Source organism: Streptomyces sp. NBC_00820, assembly GCF_036347055.1.
Lineage (GTDB): Bacteria > Actinomycetota > Actinomycetes > Streptomycetales > Streptomycetaceae > Streptomyces.
Window position 1 is genome coordinate 6,160,796 of record NZ_CP108882.1, and the last position, 16,846, is coordinate 6,177,641.

Consider the following 16,846-nt stretch of genomic DNA (forward strand, 5'->3'; position numbering starts at 1 on the left):
CAAGTGTCAGCAGAACGTGGCCTGTGACGTTTCCCTCGTTGCGGCTGTGAGCTGCGCCTCTCGGCGTCCGGGGGCTTCCGTTTTCCTCCGTTCGGCGCGAGTCGTCCCCCGGATCGCGGCCGCAGGACGCCGCCGGCGCGACCGGTCCCTGAGGACGATGCGCGGGCCGATCTTCCTTCCTAGGCTCTACAGGGCCAGGGAAGGAAGACCACTCCGAGCCCAGGAGACCGCTGTGATCGCAGTTACCGGCGCCACCGGCAATGTCGGCCGCGCCCTCGTCGAACGTCTCACCGCCGCCCACCATCCCGTGCGCGCCCTCACCCGTGACCCGGAGCGCGCGGGGCTGCCCGGGAGCGCCGAGGTGGTGAAGTTCCGGCCTGACGACGCGGCCGCCCTGTTCGAGGGGACGACCAGGCTGTTCCTCTACGTGCAGGCGGCCGGCCCGCACACCCCCGCCCTGCTCGCCGCCGCCCGCGAGGCTGGTGTGCGGCACGTCGTCCTGCTCTCCTCCGGCATCATCGAGGACGGCGCCGACGAGACCCACCCCATCCACGTCATGCACGCGACGGCCGAACGCCAGATCCGGGACAGCGGCCTCGCGTGGACCTTCCTGCGCCCCAACGCCTTCGCCGCGAACGCCCTCCAGTGGGCCCGTCAGCTCCGTACCGGCGACACGGTCCGCGGCGTCTACGCGAACATGGTCACGGCCCCCATCCACGAGGACGACATCGCCGCCGTCGCCGAACGGACCCTCCTCGACGACGGCCACGAAGGCGCCGTCCACCGCCTCACCGGGCCCGAAGCGATCACCACCAGCGAACAGATCGCCGCGATCGGCCGGGCGACCGGCCGCGACCTGACCTTCACCGAGGTCCCGCCGGACGAGGCGGGACCCGAACTGTTCCCCCAGGCCCCGCCGGAGTTCGTGCGAGCCCTCCTGAAGACCTTCGCGGACGCCGTCGACGTCCCACCGGAGATCACCACCACGGTGGAGAAGATCACCGGCACCCCCGCTCGCGCCTTCGCCCGCTGGGCCGAGGACCACGCCGCCGACTTCCGGAAGGTCCAGGACGCAGGCGGGCCCGGGGGCGGTGCCGGGAGCCGGTGACGGGGCGGTGTCGGCGTCGGTGTCGGTCACTCACGGTTCCGGGTCGGCGCCGGTCACTTCCGGTTCCGCGGCGGCATCGGCCTTGTCCGGTGACGGACCTGCGTCGGTCACTTCCGGTTCCCGGTCAGCTCCGTCCGGGTGACGTCGCGGGTGGAGAGCGTCTGCGGGCCGTCCGTGAAGGCGCGCAGGCGGATGGGGGACTTCACGGACGGCATGGTGAAAGTGCCCGCGGGGGCCCGGAGGGTGACGGTGGCGGTGGTGTGCGGCGGAACGGTCGCCGGGCCGCGGACGAGGGACCAGTACCGGCTCATGCCCTGGCCCCGGGTGAGCATGTAGTGCGGGGTGAGCGGGTCGGAGCCGGTGTTGGCCACCCGCAGGGTCAGCGTGGACACCGTGTCCGCCTCCGAGCCGCGCGCCGCGGCGATGTCCATCCGCAGGGGCGGCCGTCCTGTCACCGCGAGGGTCGCGCTCACCAGCGCGGGGAGCACCAGCAGGAACGCCGCGGCGACCAGCGCCTGACGGCGGCGGGGCCCGGTGAGCCGGCGGGGGCGGGGCTGCCACGCGCGGGCGAACTCCGGCAACGGCGCGGTGACCGCCGCCGCGAGCCAGAGCGGGGTCATCATCAGGTAGTAGCCGTCCTGGGAGCGGGTCGCCAGGTAGAAGGCGCACCAGGGCAGCACGGTCGCCGCCGGGCCCAGCCGGCGTACGAACAGTGTGAACAGCGCGAGCAGGGCCGCGGCGAGCAGCATGCTCGCGTGGCTGTACCAGTCCAGCCGGTCGCTGCCGTGGGTGAAGTACAGCGAGACGTCCACCAGGCCCTGGCCGTGCAGCACGGCACCCTGGGTCAGGGGCAGGGCGATCCCGTCGAGCCAGGGGCCCGGCTCCCGCACGACGAGGTACGCGTTGATCACCAGCCAGGCCGCGACGGCGACCCCCAGCACGCGCAGCACCACGAGGCAGGCGGCCCTGGCGCCCAGCTCGCCCCGGCGTACGGCGTAGAGGCCGACGAGCAGGAACGGCGTGACGAACCAGGGCAGTTGCTGCGCCGCGCACGCGGCACCCAGACACACTGCCCGCGCGATCCCCGGCGCGCCCAGTCGCCCGCCGGCGCCGATGCGCGGCCAGCACACCACCACCGGGATCAGCAGGGCCATGGCGATGATCGCCGGATAGCCCTGGCGGGCGTACGACGGAAGGAAACCGAACCCCAGACAGACCATGGTCGCGGCCGGACGCCACGGCACGGGCAGCATCCGCCACAGCACCACCGCACCGGCGAGGAGCATGACCGTCGCCGCGGCCGTCGCCGGGGCGCCGCCGTGGCCCAGCCACAGGAACGGCACGGTCAGCAGCGGGGCGAGCGGGGGATAGCCGTAGGTGAAATCGTAACCGCCGTCTATGGTCGGCGTCACGGCGACGCCCTTGCCGTGGAACAGCCAGGGCCACGGCTGGTCGTACACCTGGTGACCGGCCATCAGTTCCCGCGCGGCCTGGGCGGTGAGGGCCGCCTCGTCGCCGCCGGCGTGGTTCAGCGCCCAGTTGCACAGGGCGAGCGTGATCGCGGTGACCAGCACCACGACGTCCAGCCGGACCAGGGAACGCGTGCGGCGGACCGCCAGGGTGAGGACGCCGCACACCAGGATCGACGCGTAGCAGAGCGAGATGACCGCGGCGAGGGCGAGGCGGTGCGTGGCGGCCTGCGTCCACACCGCGCGCGTGCCGATGAACAGGCTCACGACGGCGAGCAGGGTCAGCACGCGGTGCCACTGCGCGGGAGATCCGGGCGATTCGGGGACTTTCGAGGGGGCGCGCGGGACGGTGGTCACGATCGACCACGTCCGCCGCCCGGATGTCATCCGCTGTGTTTCTGCCAAGTGCACGGCACCTGACGCTAGTGGTGAGCTGTGAGCGAGGTGGGGAGCGACGTGAAAAATCGGGTGTGAGGGCGGTAAGAAACGGTCTTATTCGTACATCTGACCCATGATGTGGGGGCGCGAGGGTGTGCGGGGCGATCGCGCAGTGTGTCGCTGTTGGGCCGAACGGGTGACTTGGCGTAAGAATTGGCTGGTGCAGGCAAGGAACGCGAGTCAGGTCGGGGGGAGCCGGTGAGCCGTTACGACGTCACCGATGAACAGTGGGAAGGGCTCGCCCAGGTCGTGCCGCTGCGGGGCCGGGACGCGTGGCCGTCCGCGGTGAACCACCGCGCGATGCCGGACGCCGACACGGAGACGCGGCGGCGGTTCGTCGTCCTGCGGGTCAACGTGTTCGCGGACGCCCGGGAAGTCGCCGAGACGCTGATGGCCGGGATTCCGGTGCTGCTGGACCTGTCCAGCGCGGAGGGCGAGGTCGCCAAGCGCGTCCTCGACTTCAGTACCGGCGTCGTCTTCGGCCTGGGCAGTGGGATGCACCGGGTGGACCGGAATGTTTTCCTGCTGACGCCACCCGGGACCGAGGTCAGCGGGCTGATGGAGGCGTCCGGAGGATGAACGGGGTCCGGCGCGCCCTTCGGCGCGCCGGACCGCGGGATGTGAACCGCGGGATGTGAACCGCGGGATGTGAACCGCGGGATGTGAACCGCGGGATGTGAACCGCGGGATGCGGACCGCGGGAGTTCCGGGGGGGGCTGTGCCCTCCGGCCGGTCAGCCCGCGCGTGGCCGTCCCCCGATCGTGGGAAGGTCTGAGGGCTGAACGGTTCGCCACCTCGGCGGAGTCCTACGGTCCGCATATGGCCGTGTCTTCCGCGCCCGCCGGGCCGCCCGTACCCGCCGTGCCCGCCGTAGCCGTCGTACCCGCCGTGCCCGACGTACCCGTCGTGCCGTACGGGTCCTCGACGGGCGCCCTCGCGGCGTCCGGATCCTCCGTGGGTTCCGATCCCGGGGTGTCGTGCTCCGCGCCCGTCGTGCCGGCGCAGTTCGCCCGGAGTACGGCTCCGGTCGGACCGGCTTCCGGGGGTGCTCCCGTCGACGTACGCGCCCGGATCACCGAGTTACGGCTGTCCGCGTTCGCCGGGCACCGGCGGGCCGCGTTCCCGCTGGGGGCCGTCACGCTGTTCGCGGGGCCGAGCGGGGCGGGGAAGTCGACCGCGTTCGGCGCGCTGGAGGCGCTGGCCCGGCTCGGGAGCGGGGCGCCGCTGGCGCAGGTGTTCGCGGACCCGCTCGCGTGGGTGCCGGAGCGGGCGCGGCCCGACGCGGAGGGCCGGCGGGGTTTCCGGATCGGCTGTACGGCCGACGGAGCCGAGGGGCCGGTCCTGCTCGACCTCGCCGTACAGGCCGAGCCCTGTCTGCGGATCGTGGGCGAGCGGCTGACCGCGGGCGGAGTCGTCCTGCTGCAGACCGCGCTGCGCGATCCCGCCCGCCGGGCCGTGCAGGCGGCCTGGCACACCGCGGGCTCCTCGCCGGTGACCCGCGCCCCGCTGCCCGACGACCGGCTCGGCACCGCCCTGCTGCCGCTGCGCGTGGCGGGCAAGACGGACGGGCAGCGGCAGGTGCTCGCCGCGGCCGAGCAGATGGTCGTCGCGCTGCGCTCCGTCTTCGTCTGCGATCCGCGTCCCGAGCACATGCGCCTCCCCGTCCCGACGGGCTCGGGACGCCTGCTGGCCGGCTGCGGCAACCTGGCCGACGTGCTGGCCCGTACCCGGTCGGAGTGCGGGCGCCGGCACGCCCGCCTGGTCGAGTTGCTCCGCGCGGGCTGCGTGGGCCCGGTGGCCGACCTGGTCGCCGACCGGATGCCCGACGGCACGGTGCGGGCGCTGCTCGACCGGGGCGACGGCCACCGGACCGAGCTGGTCCGGCTCGGCGACGGTGAGCTGCGCTACATCGCGCTGGCCCTGGTGCTGCTGACCGGGCCGGGCGTCCTGGACGTGGACGCGCCCGGCGAGGTGCCCGACGCGCTGCGCACCCTCACGGTCCTGGCCGACGGCCTCGACCGGTGCCTCGACCCGGGGCAGCGCCGCGAACTGCTGCGGGCGGCGGCCCTGATGGGCGAGCGTGGCCACATCCGCTGCGTGGGCGCGGTGAACGACGCCTCGTGGGCGGTGGGGACGCGGGGCGTCACGGTGGTACACCTGAGCGCGTGACGGAACACTCTGACCTGGCCGGACTCCAGCGCAGGCTGGCCGAGTTCGCGGCGGTGCGCGACTGGCAGCCCTACCACACGCCCAAGAACCTCGTGTCGGCCCTCAGCGTGGAGGCCTCCGAACTGCTGGAGATCTTCCAGTGGCTGACCCCCGAGCAGTCGGCCCGGGTGATGGACGACCCCGGCACCGCCCACCGTGTCACCGACGAGATCGCCGACGTCCTCGCCTACCTCCTCCAGCTCTGCGAGGTCCTCGGCGTCGACCCGATTGCCGCGCTGTCCGCCAAGATCGACCGCAATGAACACCGCTTTCCGGCACCGGGGTCGGAAGGCGAGGGCACCTCGTAAGTCGTGTTGAGTGGCCGGTGTTCGCCCGCAGGGTGGTGCCGCATGCCGAGTCGATGCCCTGGAATCCGAGGCGGTGGTCGAAGGCCGACCCGATCCGGCCGGCCGGTCAACGGCCGGACGCCGACACTCCGTTATCACGCTCCGCAGTCAACTCCTGCGGCGAAACCGAATTGTTGTCCATAATTTCCCGTCTTCCTCTGGCTTTTCGTCTCAAGCACCCTCACTCTGGGTAGTGAACGAGGGAGTTCACACGCGCGTGCGACGGCGCACGGCGGACCGGACGGGGGCAGCCGATGGATGCGATGCGGCTCATCGAGGCGAGCAGGCGGGCCCTGACCGGGGGTGCCGACGCGGCCGAGGCGATGGCGGAGGTGTGGCAGGCCCAGGCGCTGGCGCAGGCGATCGGCAGCCGGCTCGCGGTGTCCGGGCCGCCCGAGCTGCGGGGTGAGGCCCTGGGGCTGACCGAGCTGGCGGGCCGCGGCTGCGGCGTCCTGGACCCTCCGGACCTGGACCCCGGCGACCTGCGCGCCGCCCAGCTCACCGAACTGGCCGACGCCCGCCAGACCCTCCTCAGCCTCGGCGGACTGCTCGGCGAGGTGGGCATGGCCCTGGTCGGGATGGCCAGTGCCGCGGCCGACGAGGCGACGTACTGGCAGTGCATGGAGGCCATCGACGCGGCTGACGAGTCCCGCGACCGGGTCCTGGAAATGCTGCGCAAGCTGGCGGCACGGGAGGAGGCGGAGCTGCGCGAGCGCGAGATGGGGTGAGCGGGCGGGCGGGGACGCGTCGGAGGCCGGAGGCCGGGCTGGAGGCCGCAGGTCAGGGGGCGGGGCCCCGGTGGCCCGTGGAGGGCCGGCGGAGGCCCGGTGGTGGCGCCGAGGCGGTCCGGTGGGCGGCGCTCCGGCGTCCGGTGACTCGTACGGCGCTTCGCGTGTGCGGCGGCGAATTCCACCCGGCCGGGGACGGCAGTGCCGGGTGGTGCCGATGAGGCTCTCGGGGCGGGTGGCGTGCAGGATGGAGGTATGGACCTGCGCATCTTCACCGAGCCCCAGCAGGGGGCGACCTACGACACGTTGCTCACCGTGGCGAAGGCCACCGAAGACCTTGGATTCGACGGTTTTTTCCGTTCTGACCACTATTTGCGCATGGGGGACGTGAGCGGCCTGCCGGGCCCCACCGACGCCTGGATCACGCTGGCCGGCCTGGCCCGCGAGACCGAGCGCATCCGCCTGGGCACCCTCATGACCGCGGCCACCTTCCGGCTGCCCGCCGTGCTCGCCATCCAGGTGGCCCAGGTCGACCAGATGTCCGGCGGCCGCGTGGAACTGGGCCTCGGTGCGGGCTGGTTCGAGGAGGAGCACAAGGCGTACGGCATTCCGTTCCCGAAGGAGAAGTTCGCGCGCCTGGAGGAGCAGCTGGAGATCGTCACCGGCCTGTGGGCGACGGAGGCCGGCAAGAGCTTCGACTTCCACGGCACGTACTACGACCTCACCGACTCGCCCGCGCTGCCCAAGCCGGCCCAGCGCAAGGTCCCGGTGATCATCGGCGGCCACGGCGCGACCCGTACTCCGCGCCTCGCGGCCCGTTATGCGGATGAGTTCAACATCCCCTTCGCCTCGGTCGAGGACTCCGCGCGCCAGTTCGGCCGGGTACGCGCCGCCGCCGAGGAGGCGGGCCGCGCCGCGGACGACCTGACCTACTCCAACGCGCTCGTGGTGTGCGTTGGCCGCGACGACCAGGAGGTCGCCCGGCGCGCCGAGGTGATCGGCCGCGACGTCGACGAGCTGAAGGCCAACGGCCTGGCCGGCTCCCCGGCCGAGGTCGTCGACAAGATCGCCCGCTACGCCGCGATCGGTTCCGAGCGGCTCTACCTCCAGACCCTCGACCTGCACGACCTCGACCAGCTGGAGCTGATCTCGACCCAGGTCATGCCGCAGCTGCCGTAGGCGATCCCTCCGTGCCGGCCCCCGCGCTCCGCAGAGTGAAACCGTGCGGGGCCGTGCGGGGCCGTGCGGCGGGGCAGGGGAGTGGAACGCGGCGGTGCCGCCCGGAAAACCTGTGGTCGGACGGTCGTCGAGCCGCGAGACTCGGACATGTGTTCCTGACGATCTCCACGCGCGGCACAGCCGCCTCCCCAGCCACCGACCTCGGGTTCCTGCTGCACAAGCACCCCGACAACGCCCAGGCGTTCTCCACGTCCCACGGCACCGCGCACGTCTTCTATCCCGAGGCGGACGCGGATCGCTGCACGGTGGCGCTGCTGCTCGAGGTCGACGCGGTCGCGCTGGCTCGGCGGGGCAAGGGAAAGGGCCGTGGCGGAGCGCCCGACGCGGCGCTCGCGCAGTACGTCAACGACCGCCCCTACGCGGCCTCCTCGCTGCTCGCGGTCGCGCTGAGCGCGGTGTTCTCCAGCGCCATGCGAGGCCTGTGCAAGGCCCGCCCGGAGCGGGCCGCCGCTCCGCTGCCGCTGCGCGTCGAGGTGCCGGTGCTGCCCGCACGCGGCGGTGCGGAACTCGTACGAGGCCTCTTCGAGCCACTCGGCTGGGAGGTGACCACCGAACCCGTCGCCCTCGACACCGAGTTCCCGGAGTGGGGCGACTCGCGGTACGTCCGCCTCGTCCTGGAGGCCGAAGGACTCACCCTCGCCGAGGCGCTGCGGCACCTGTACGTCCTGCTGCCGGTCCTGGACGACGCCAAGCACTACTGGGTCTCCTCCGACGAGGTCGACAAGCTGCTGCGCGCCGGCGAGGGCTGGCTGCCGGACCACCCGGAGCAGAAGCTGATCACCAGCCGTTACCTGTCCCGCCGCTGGTCGCTGACCCGGCAGGCGATGGAGCGGCTGGAGCTGGCCCGCCTGGCCGAGGCCGACGACAGCGAGGTCGAGGACTTCGACAACGCGGTCGAAGAGGACGCGGAGGCTGCGGCGGAGGCGGCGGAAACGGCGGCGGAAACCGCCGCGGAAGCGCGGACGGAAGCCGGGGCCGAGGAGACCGGCGCCGGCACCGACGGCAACGCCGGTGCCGGTGCCGACCCCAGCACCGGCACCAGAACGGACACCGACACCGTTCCCGATGAGCGCAAGGGTGCCCCTCTCGCCGTGCTGCGCCGGGAGGCGATCCTCGGCGCCCTGCGCGAGACCGGGGCCACCCGGGTGCTCGACCTCGGGTGCGGGCAGGGCCAGTTGGTGCAGGAGCTGCTGAAGGACGTGCGGTTCACCGAGGTCGTCGGGGTCGACGTGTCGCTGCGGGCCCTCGCGATCGCCTCGCGCCGGCTCAGGCTGGACCGCATGGGGGAGCGGCAGGCGTCCCGGGTCAAGCTGTTCCAGGGCTCGCTGGCCTACACCGACAAGCGGCTGGCGGGCTATGACGCGGCCGTGCTCAGCGAGGTGATCGAACATCTCGACCTGCCCCGGCTGCCCGCCCTGGAGTACGCCGTGTTCGGCTCGGCGCACCCCCGATCGGTCCTCGTGACGACCCCCAACGTCGAGTACAACGTCCGCTGGGAGACCCTGCCCGCAGGGCACGTCCGGCACGGCGACCACCGCTTCGAGTGGACCCGCGAGGAGTTCCGCGCCTGGGCGGCGTCCGTCGCCGAACGGTACGGGTACGAAGTCGAGTTCAGGCCGGTCGGACCGGACGACCCCGAGGTGGGGCCGCCCACGCAGATGGCCGTGTTCCACAGAAACGCGAACGAGAAGGAGGCGAAGGCGGCATGAGCGGGACGAACCCCGGCACCAGCACGAACCCCAGCACCAGCACGAACCCCGGCACCAGCGGGACGAACCCCGGCGGCGGTCGGCTCCTGCCCGTCACCGACCTCTCCCTCGTCGTCCTCGTCGGCGCCTCCGGCTCCGGCAAGTCGACCTTCGCCCGCAGGCACTTCAAGCCCACCGAGGTGATCTCCTCGGACTTCTGCCGCGGTCTCGTCAGCGACGACGAGAACGACCAGAGCGCGACACGGGACGCCTTCGACGTCCTGCACTACATCGCGGGCAAGCGGCTGGCCGCCGGCCGCCGTACCGTCGTCGACGCCACCAGCGTGCAGCAGGACAGCAGGCGCCAGCTCGTCGACCTGGCCAGGACGTACGACGTGCTGCCCATCGCCATCGTGCTCGACGTACCCGAGGAGGTGTGCGCCGAGCGCAACGCGGCCCGCACCGACCGCGCCGACATGCCCCGCCGGGTCATCCAGCGCCACATCCGCGAACTCCGGCGCTCCCTGCGTCAGCTGGAGCGCGAGGGCTTCCGCAAGGTGCACGTGCGGCGCGGAGTCGAGGAGGTGGAGAACGCCACCGTCGTCACCGAGAAGCGGTTCAACGACCTGACCCACCTCACCGGCCCCTTCGACATCATCGGCGACATCCACGGCTGCTCGGCCGAACTGGAGGCGCTGCTGGTCAAGTTGGGCTACGTGGACGGCGTCCACCCCAAGGGCCGTACCGCGGTGTTCGTCGGCGACCTGGTCGACCGCGGCCCGGACAGCCCCGGCGTGCTGCGCCGCGTGATGGCCATGGTGAAGTCCGGCAACGCGCTGTGCGTGCCCGGCAACCACGAGAACAAGTACGGCCGTTACCTCAAGGGCCGCAACGTGCGGCACACGCACGGACTCGCCGAGACCATCCAGCAGATGGAGGGCGAGAGCGAGGAGTTCAAGCAGGAGGTGCGGAGGTTCCTGGACGGGCTGGTCAGCCACTACGTCCTGGACGGCGGACGGCTCGTCGTCTGCCACGCCGGCCTGCCCGAGAAGTACCACGGCCGTACCTCGGGCCGGGTGCGCTCGCACGCCCTGTACGGCGAAACCACGGGCGAGACGGACGAGTTCGGGCTGCCCGTGCGCTACCCGTGGGCGGAGGACTACCGCGGCCGGGCCGCCGTGGTCTACGGCCACACCCCGGTCCCCGAGGCCTCCTGGCTGAACAACACCATCTGCCTGGACACCGGAGCCGTCTTCGGCGGAAAGCTGACCGCGCTGCGCTGGCCGGAGCGCGAACTGGCCGACGTGCCGGCCGGGAAGGTCTGGTACGAGCCGGCGAAGCCGCTGCGTGCCGAGGCGCCCGGTGGGCACGACGGCCGGCCGCTGGACCTCGCGGACGTGCACGGGCGCAGGGGAGTGGAGACGCGGTACGCCGGCCGGGTGGCCGTCCGTGAGGAGAACGCGGCCGCCGCCCTGGAGGTCATGAGCCGTTTCGCCATCGACCCCCGCCTGCTGCCGTACCTGCCGCCGACCATGGCGCCGACGCCGACCTCGCAGGTCGACGGCTACCTGGAGCACCCGGCCGAGGCCTTCGCGCAGTACGCGCGGGACGGCGTCGCGCGCGTGGTGTGCGAGGAGAAGCACATGGGCTCGCGGGCCGTGGCCCTGGTGTGCCGGGACGCCGAGGCGGCGCGTGAGCGGTTCGGGGTGGACGGGCCGACCGGCTCGCTCTGCACCCGCACCGGGCGGCCGTTCTTCGACGACGGGACGGTGACCGAGGAGATCCTCGGCCGCCTCCGCTCGGCCGTCACGGACGCCGGCCTGTGGGAGGAGCTCGACACCGACTGGCTGCTGCTGGACGCCGAGCTGATGCCGTGGTCGCTGAAGGCCTCGGGCCTGCTGCGCAGCCAGTACGCGGCCGTGGGCGCCGCGTCCGGCGCGGTGTTCCCGGGCGCGCTCGCCGCCCTGGAGGCCGCCGCGGCCCGCGGCGCCGACGTGGGCGGACTCCTCGCCCGGCAGCGGGAACGCGCCGCCGACGCGGGGGCGTTCACCGACGCCTACCGCCGCTACTGCTGGACCACCGACGGCCTGGACGGGGTACGACTGGCCCCCTTCCAGATCCTGGCCGCCCGCGGCCGCAGCCTCGCCGCGCTGCCGCACGACGAGCAACTGGCCCTCATCGACCGGATGGTGGAGAACGACGGCACCGGACTGCTGCAGACGACCCGGCGGCTGTACGTCGACACCGGCGACCCCGAGTCGGTGCGTGCCGGCGTCGACTGGTGGCTGGAGATGACCGGCCGCGGTGGCGAGGGCATGGTCGTCAAGCCGGTCGGCGCGCTCGTCCGGGACGAGCAGGGACGGCTGGTGCAGCCCGGCGTCAAGTGCCGTGGCCGCGAGTACCTGCGGATCATCTACGGCCCCGAGTACACCCGGCCCGACAACCTCGCCAAGCTGCGGCACCGGTTCCTGAACCACAAGCGGTCGCTGGCGATCCGCGAGTACGCCCTCGGCCTGGAGGCCCTGGACCGGCTCGCGGAGGGCGAGCCGCTGTGGCGGGTGCACGAGGCGGTGTTCGGCGTGCTCGCCCTGGAGTCGGAACCGGTCGACCCGCGCCTGTAGGCGGCCGCCGGCAGCTCCGGCAGCTCCGGCAGCTCCGGCAGCTCCGGCAGCTCCGGCAGCTCCGGCAGCTCCGGACGTCGGCGGGCCGCGCTGGACGCCCGCCGATCCGGCGCCCGCCGATCCGGCGCCCGCCGACCCGGCACCCGCCGACCCGGCACCCGCCGACCCGGCGGGCGTCGGGCGGCTCGGCCTGATCGGCGGCGGCCGGGCGGCGACCCTTCCCCGGCTCCTCCGCGCTTCCGGAGCCGCCCCCGTGCCGCCCCGTGCACCGCGGTCCGAGGGGCGGGGGAGGGGACCCCTGGACGTACGCTGCGGCCCCGCTTGTCGTCGACCTGACGAAAACAGACGGCGGCGGAAACCGCCGAGAAGAGCGTGAACCGGGGTGTCCGTGGCCAGGATGGAGACATGGCATTCCACGTCGACTCCGAGGCCGGGCGCCTGCGCCGCGTGATCCTGCACCGGCCCGACCTCGAGCTCAAGAGGCTCACCCCGAGCAACAAGGACGCCCTGCTCTTCGACGACCTGCTCTGGGTGCGCCGGGCGCGCGCCGAGCACGACGGGTTCGCCGACGTCCTGCGCGACCGCGGGGTCGCCGTCCATCTCTTCGGCGACCTGCTCACCGAGACCCTGGCGATCCCCGCCGCCCGGTCGCTCGTCCTGGACCGCGTCTTCGACGAGAAGGAGTACGGCCCGCTCGCCACCGACCACCTGCGCGCCGCGTTCGACCGGATGGCCCCGGGCGAACTGGGCGAGGCGCTGGTCGGCGGCATGACCAAGCGGGAGTTCCTGGAGGGGCACGCCGAGCCCGCCTCCGTCCGCTTCCACGTCATGGAGCTGGACGACTTCCTGCTCGGCCCGCTGCCCAACCACCTCTTCACCCGTGACACCTCGGCGTGGATCTACGACGGCGTCTCCATCAACGCCATGCGCTGGCCGGCCCGGCAGCGGGAGACCGTGCACTTCGAGGCGATCTACCGGCACCACCCGCTGTTCCGTGACGAAACGTTCCACGTGTGGTCGCGCGGACAGGCCGACTACCCCTCCACCATCGAGGGCGGCGACGTCCTGGTGATCGGCAACGGCGCCGTCCTCATCGGCATGAGCGAGCGCACCACCCCGCAGGCCGTGGAGATGCTGGCCCACAAGCTGTTCGCGGCGGGCTCGGCCCGCACGATCGTGGCGCTGGACATGCCCAAGCGGCGCGCGTTCATGCACCTCGACACCGTGATGACCATGGTGGACGGCGACACCTTCACGCAGTACGCCGGGCTCGGCATGCTGCGGTCGTACACCATCGAGCCCGGGGCCGGGGAGCGCGAGCTGAAGGTCACCGACCATCCGCCGGAGCACATGCACCGGGCGATCGCCGCGGCGCTCGGTCTCGGCGAGATCCGGGTGCTGACCGCGACGCAGGACGTGCACGCGGCCGAGCGCGAGCAGTGGGACGACGGCTGCAACGTGCTCGCCGTCGAACCCGGCGTCGTCGTAGCCTACGAGCGCAACGCCACCACCAACACGCACCTGCGCAAGCAGGGCATCGAGGTGATCGAGATCCCGGGCAGCGAACTGGGCCGGGGCCGGGGCGGGCCGCGCTGCATGAGCTGTCCGGTGGAACGGGAGGCGGTGTGAGCGGACCCACTGCATAAACGCTGAATATCCATGCTATATGTCGTATAGAATTCCAGAGTCTGTGCACCCGTACCTCTGGAGCGCCCCATGGCGACAGTCCCGACAGCCCTCACCGGCCGCCACTTCCTCAAGGAGCTGGACTTCACCGGTGAGGAGTTCCGCGGCCTGATCACGCTTGCCGCGGAGCTGAAGGCTGCCAAGAAGGCCGGGACCGAGACGCGGCACCTGCGGGGCCGGAACATCGCCCTGATCTTCGAGAAGACCTCGACGCGCACCCGCTGTGCGTTCGAGGTCGCCGCCGCCGACCAGGGTGCGCACACCACCTACCTCGACCCGGCCGGCTCGCAGATCGGACACAAGGAGTCCGTGAAGGACACCGCGCGTGTCCTCGGGCGGATGTACGACGCCATCGAGTACCGGGGGCACGGGCAGGGCGTGGTCGAGGAGCTGGCCGTGCACGCCGGGGTCCCCGTCTACAACGGCCTGACCGACGAGTGGCACCCCACCCAGATGCTCGCCGACGTGCTCACCATGACCGAGCACAGCGACAAGCCCCTGGGTCGGATCGCCTTCGCCTACCTCGGCGACGCCCGCTACAACATGGGCAACTCCTACCTGGTCACCGGCGCCCTGCTCGGCATGGACGTGCGCATCGTCGCGCCCCGGGTGCTGTGGCCGGACGAGACGATCGTCGCGCTGGCCCGGCGGCTCGCCGCCGCCTCCGGTGCCCGGATCACGCTCACCGACGAGGTGGCGGAAGGGGTGCGCGGCTGCGACTTCCTCGCCACCGACGTCTGGGTGTCGATGGGCGAGCCCAAGGAGGTCTGGGACGAGCGCATCGCGCTGCTCGGTCCGTACGCCGTGACCATGGACACGCTGCGCGCCACCGGCAACCCGGACGTGAAGTTCCTGCACTGCCTGCCGGCCTTCCATGACCTCGGCACCGCTGTCGGCCGTGAGATCCACGAGCGGCACGGGCTGACCGAGCTGGAGGTCACCGACGAGGTGTTCGAGTCCGAGCACTCCGTCGTCTTCGACGAGGCGGAGAACCGGATGCACACGATCAAGGCGGTGCTCGTGGCGACTCTCGCCTGATCGGCATCACGAATCTCGCCTGAGCTACGTCACAAACCCCTTCCTGACCGGCCGTATCGCCCTTTATCCTGACAAACGGCCCGGTGCCACCCCCGCCCGGGCCGCTGTCGCGCCCCCACAGGTCGCGCCCGCACCACCAGAAACGAGCACCACCCGTATGCCCGCTCCCCGTATCAAATCCCCACACCTGCTCGTCGCCGAATCCGGCGCCGACCGCGAGGGGCACGGCCTGAAGCGCACCATGGGCCTGTTCCAGCTCATCTGCTTCGGTGTCGGCGCCATCGTCGGAACCGGCATCTTCGTCGGCCTGTCCGGCTCCGTGGCCCAGGCCGGTCCCGGCGTGGTCGTCTCCTTCGTCCTCGCCGCGCTCACCTGCGTCTTCACCGCCTTCTCCTTCGCCGAGCTGGGCGGCGCGATACCGGTCTCCGGCTCCTCCTACTCCTTCGCCTACGCCGGCCTCGGCGAGTCCACCGCCTTCCTGGTCGGCTGGTGCCTGCTGCTGGAGTACGGCGTGTCGATCTCGGCCGTGGCCGTCGGCTGGAGCCAGTACGTCAACGAGCTGCTGCACACCCTCACCGGCTGGCAGCTGCCCGCCGTGCTCTCGAACGGACCCGCCGACGGCGGGTTCGTCAACCTGCCCGCCGTGATCGTCATCGCGATGGCCGCCGTCCTGCTGGTGCGCGGTGTGCGCGAGAGCGCCCGGGCCACCGCCGCCATGGCCGTCGTCAAGATCGGCATCCTGATCGCCTTCTGCGTCATCGGCTTCAGCGCGTTCAAGCACGGCAACCTCTCGCCGTTCTCCCCGGCGGGCCTCGGCGGCATCGGCGCGGGCACCACGGCGGCCTTCTTCTCCTACATCGGCTTCGACGCGATCACCACCGCCGGCGAGGAGGCCAAGAACCCCCGCCGCGACATCCCGGTCGCGATCCTCGTCTGCCTGGGCGTGGCCACGCTGCTGTACTGCGCCGTCGCCGTCGCCGCGATCGGTGCCGTCGGCGGCCACCAGGTCGCCGGCCGGTCCGCCGCGCTGTCGTACGTGGTGAACCAGGTGACCGGGTCGCACATCGGCGGCGGGATCATCGCCTTCGGCGCGGTCGTCGCCATCGCCTCGGTCGTGCTCGCCGTGATGTACGGCCAGACCCGCATCCTGATGTCGATGGCCCGCGACGGACTCGTCCCGCGCGCCTTCGAGAAGGTCTCGCCCCGGACCTCCACGCCGGTCAGGGGCACCGTGATCACCGCGATCGTCTTCGCGCTGCCGGCGGCCTTCTGCCCGCTGGACGCGGTCGTCAACCTGAGCACCATCGGCACGCTCGCCATCATGGCGGTGGTCAACATCGTGGTGATCGCCCTGCGCCGCCGTGAGCCGGGCCTGGCCCGCGGCTTCCGGGTGCCGCTCTACCCGGTCATGCCGCTGCTCGGCGTCGCCTTCTGCCTCTACCTGATGTACGAGACGGGCTGGAAGACCTGGATCCAGTTCGCGGTGTTCCTCGCCGTGGGCCTGCTCGTGTACGTCGGCTACGGGCGCCGGCACTCCACGCTGGCCCGCGCCGCCTCCGCCGAGGTCACCTCGGCCGACGCTGAGCGGGAACCACAGGCAGTCTGAACCACACCGCCTTGCCCGACGAGGTAGGGCGGTGACCACAGGACGAACTGAGGGCGCGGATCAGCAGCAGACCGCGCCCTCCTTCCTGCCACGGGTCGGGCGCCTCGAGCACGGGACGCGTGAGATGGCCGGGCGGCTCGGGGTCCGGATCGTGGACCTCGACCTGGCAGCCGGTCGGCCGCAGCTCCACCACCAGCTCGATCGGGCCGCTCCCGGCGGTGTGCTCCACCGCGTTGGCCACCAGCTCCGCCGTGAGCAGCTCAGCCGTGTCGCTGTCGGGGGTGTGCTCCACCTCGGCGAGCGCCGTGCGCACCAGCGCACGCGCGACCGGCACCGCCGCGGCGGTGTGCGGCAGCGCGATACGCCAGGAGGCCGATTCGGTGGGGCGTTCGTGCAAGGCGAGTCCGTTCATGAAGCAGGCTGTCCCGCTTTCGACTGTAGGAATGGTACGGGTCCGGACATGAAGATCGTCTTCGGGCGCCGTCGGGGCGCCGAGGACAACTCCGTCTCCGGCAGGGGGTGCCCTACCCGGCCGGACATCCCGCCTCCCACGGCCGCGCGCACTGTTACGCCGCCGTGGCGGACCCGTGACGCGAGTGACGCCGCCGGACCGCGCGCGACGCGCCCTGTCGCGTACTCGTGACGACAGTCACAAATGGGTGATAGCTTC

The 16,846-nt window shown here is 72.3% G+C and carries 13 protein-coding genes; 11 read left to right on the top strand and 2 right to left on the bottom strand.

From position 1 onward, the window contains the following. Positions 1–232 precede the first annotated feature (232 nt). Complete coding sequence (locus tag OIB37_RS27770; protein ID WP_330460336.1) at positions 233–1,108, top strand: NAD(P)H-binding protein; 876 nt, start codon at positions 233–235, stop codon at positions 1,106–1,108. A 107-nt stretch (positions 1,109–1,215) separates the two neighbouring features. Here the strand turns inward: OIB37_RS27770 and OIB37_RS27775 are convergent, their stop codons facing one another. Then, complete coding sequence (locus OIB37_RS27775) at positions 1,216–2,964, bottom strand: hypothetical protein (RefSeq protein WP_443058213.1); 1,749 nt, start codon at positions 2,962–2,964, stop codon at positions 1,216–1,218. A 249-nt stretch (positions 2,965–3,213) separates the two neighbouring features. Here OIB37_RS27775 and OIB37_RS27780 point away from each other — a divergent pair, with 249 nt between their 5' ends. From OIB37_RS27780 to OIB37_RS27825, 10 genes are all read left to right on the top strand, one after another. Beyond that, complete coding sequence (locus OIB37_RS27780) at positions 3,214–3,594, top strand: cell division protein SepF (RefSeq protein WP_330460337.1); 381 nt, start codon at positions 3,214–3,216, stop codon at positions 3,592–3,594. Between the two features lie 240 nt (positions 3,595–3,834). Continuing rightward, complete coding sequence (locus OIB37_RS27785; RefSeq protein WP_330460338.1) at positions 3,835–5,184, top strand: AAA family ATPase; 1,350 nt, start codon at positions 3,835–3,837, stop codon at positions 5,182–5,184. Beyond that, positions 5,181–5,531, top strand: coding sequence for a nucleotide pyrophosphohydrolase (locus tag OIB37_RS27790; RefSeq protein ID WP_330460339.1), 351 nt, complete (start codon positions 5,181–5,183; stop codon positions 5,529–5,531). The genes OIB37_RS27785 and OIB37_RS27790 overlap by 4 nt, the downstream gene beginning before the upstream one ends. Positions 5,532–5,824: 293 nt before the next feature. Next, the gene (locus OIB37_RS27795; RefSeq protein WP_330460340.1) at positions 5,825–6,298 is read left to right on the top strand and encodes a DUF6099 family protein; all 474 of its coding nucleotides are present in this window, start codon (positions 5,825–5,827) and stop codon (positions 6,296–6,298) included. 255 nt (positions 6,299–6,553) lie between these two features. Beyond that, positions 6,554–7,477: an LLM class F420-dependent oxidoreductase gene (locus tag OIB37_RS27800; RefSeq protein ID WP_330460341.1), complete on the top strand. Its 924-nt coding sequence runs from the start codon at positions 6,554–6,556 to the stop codon at positions 7,475–7,477. Between the two features lie 149 nt (positions 7,478–7,626). Next, positions 7,627–9,246 (top strand): 3' terminal RNA ribose 2'-O-methyltransferase Hen1, encoded by a 1,620-nt coding sequence (locus OIB37_RS27805; protein ID WP_330460342.1) that lies wholly within the window; start codon positions 7,627–7,629, stop codon positions 9,244–9,246. Beyond that, positions 9,243–11,846, top strand: coding sequence for a polynucleotide kinase-phosphatase (locus OIB37_RS27810; RefSeq protein WP_330460343.1), 2,604 nt, complete (start codon positions 9,243–9,245; stop codon positions 11,844–11,846). The genes OIB37_RS27805 and OIB37_RS27810 overlap by 4 nt, the downstream gene beginning before the upstream one ends. A 405-nt stretch (positions 11,847–12,251) precedes the next feature. Continuing rightward, positions 12,252–13,475 (top strand): arginine deiminase, encoded by a 1,224-nt coding sequence (locus OIB37_RS27815; protein WP_330460344.1) that lies wholly within the window; start codon positions 12,252–12,254, stop codon positions 13,473–13,475. 87 nt (positions 13,476–13,562) lie between these two features. After that, complete coding sequence (gene argF, locus OIB37_RS27820) at positions 13,563–14,570, top strand: ornithine carbamoyltransferase (protein WP_330460345.1); 1,008 nt, start codon at positions 13,563–13,565, stop codon at positions 14,568–14,570. Positions 14,571–14,727: 157 nt separating this feature from the next. Beyond that, positions 14,728–16,176, top strand: coding sequence for an amino acid permease (locus tag OIB37_RS27825; RefSeq protein ID WP_330460346.1), 1,449 nt, complete (start codon positions 14,728–14,730; stop codon positions 16,174–16,176). Here OIB37_RS27825 and OIB37_RS27830 read toward each other — a convergent pair. Next, positions 16,136–16,588 carry an ATP-binding protein gene (locus OIB37_RS27830; protein ID WP_330460347.1) on the bottom strand — a complete coding sequence of 151 codons (453 nt, stop codon included), beginning with the start codon at positions 16,586–16,588 and terminating at the stop codon, positions 16,136–16,138. The genes OIB37_RS27825 and OIB37_RS27830 overlap by 41 nt on opposite strands. Positions 16,589–16,846: the final 258 nt, after the last annotated feature.

Bases quoted from the DNA above. Each gene is read 5' to 3' on its own strand.
- OIB37_RS27795 (WP_330460340.1), top strand. From the start codon at position 5,825: ATGGATGCGATGCGGCTCATCGAGGCGAGCAGGCGGGCCCTGACCGGG.
- OIB37_RS27800 (WP_330460341.1), top strand. From the start codon at position 6,554: ATGGACCTGCGCATCTTCACCGAGCCCCAGCAGGGGGCGACCTACGAC.
- OIB37_RS27810 (WP_330460343.1), top strand. From the start codon at position 9,243: ATGAGCGGGACGAACCCCGGCACCAGCACGAACCCCAGCACCAGCACG.
- argF (WP_330460345.1), top strand. From the start codon at position 13,563: ATGGCGACAGTCCCGACAGCCCTCACCGGCCGCCACTTCCTCAAGGAG.
- OIB37_RS27830 (WP_330460347.1), bottom strand. From the start codon at position 16,588: ATGAACGGACTCGCCTTGCACGAACGCCCCACCGAATCGGCCTCCTGG.
- OIB37_RS27815 (WP_330460344.1), top strand. From the start codon at position 12,252: ATGGCATTCCACGTCGACTCCGAGGCCGGGCGCCTGCGCCGCGTGATC.
- OIB37_RS27825 (WP_330460346.1), top strand. From the start codon at position 14,728: ATGCCCGCTCCCCGTATCAAATCCCCACACCTGCTCGTCGCCGAATCC.
- OIB37_RS27775 (WP_443058213.1), bottom strand. From the start codon at position 2,964: ATGACATCCGGGCGGCGGACGTGGTCGATCGTGACCACCGTCCCGCGC.
- OIB37_RS27785 (WP_330460338.1), top strand. From the start codon at position 3,835: ATGGCCGTGTCTTCCGCGCCCGCCGGGCCGCCCGTACCCGCCGTGCCC.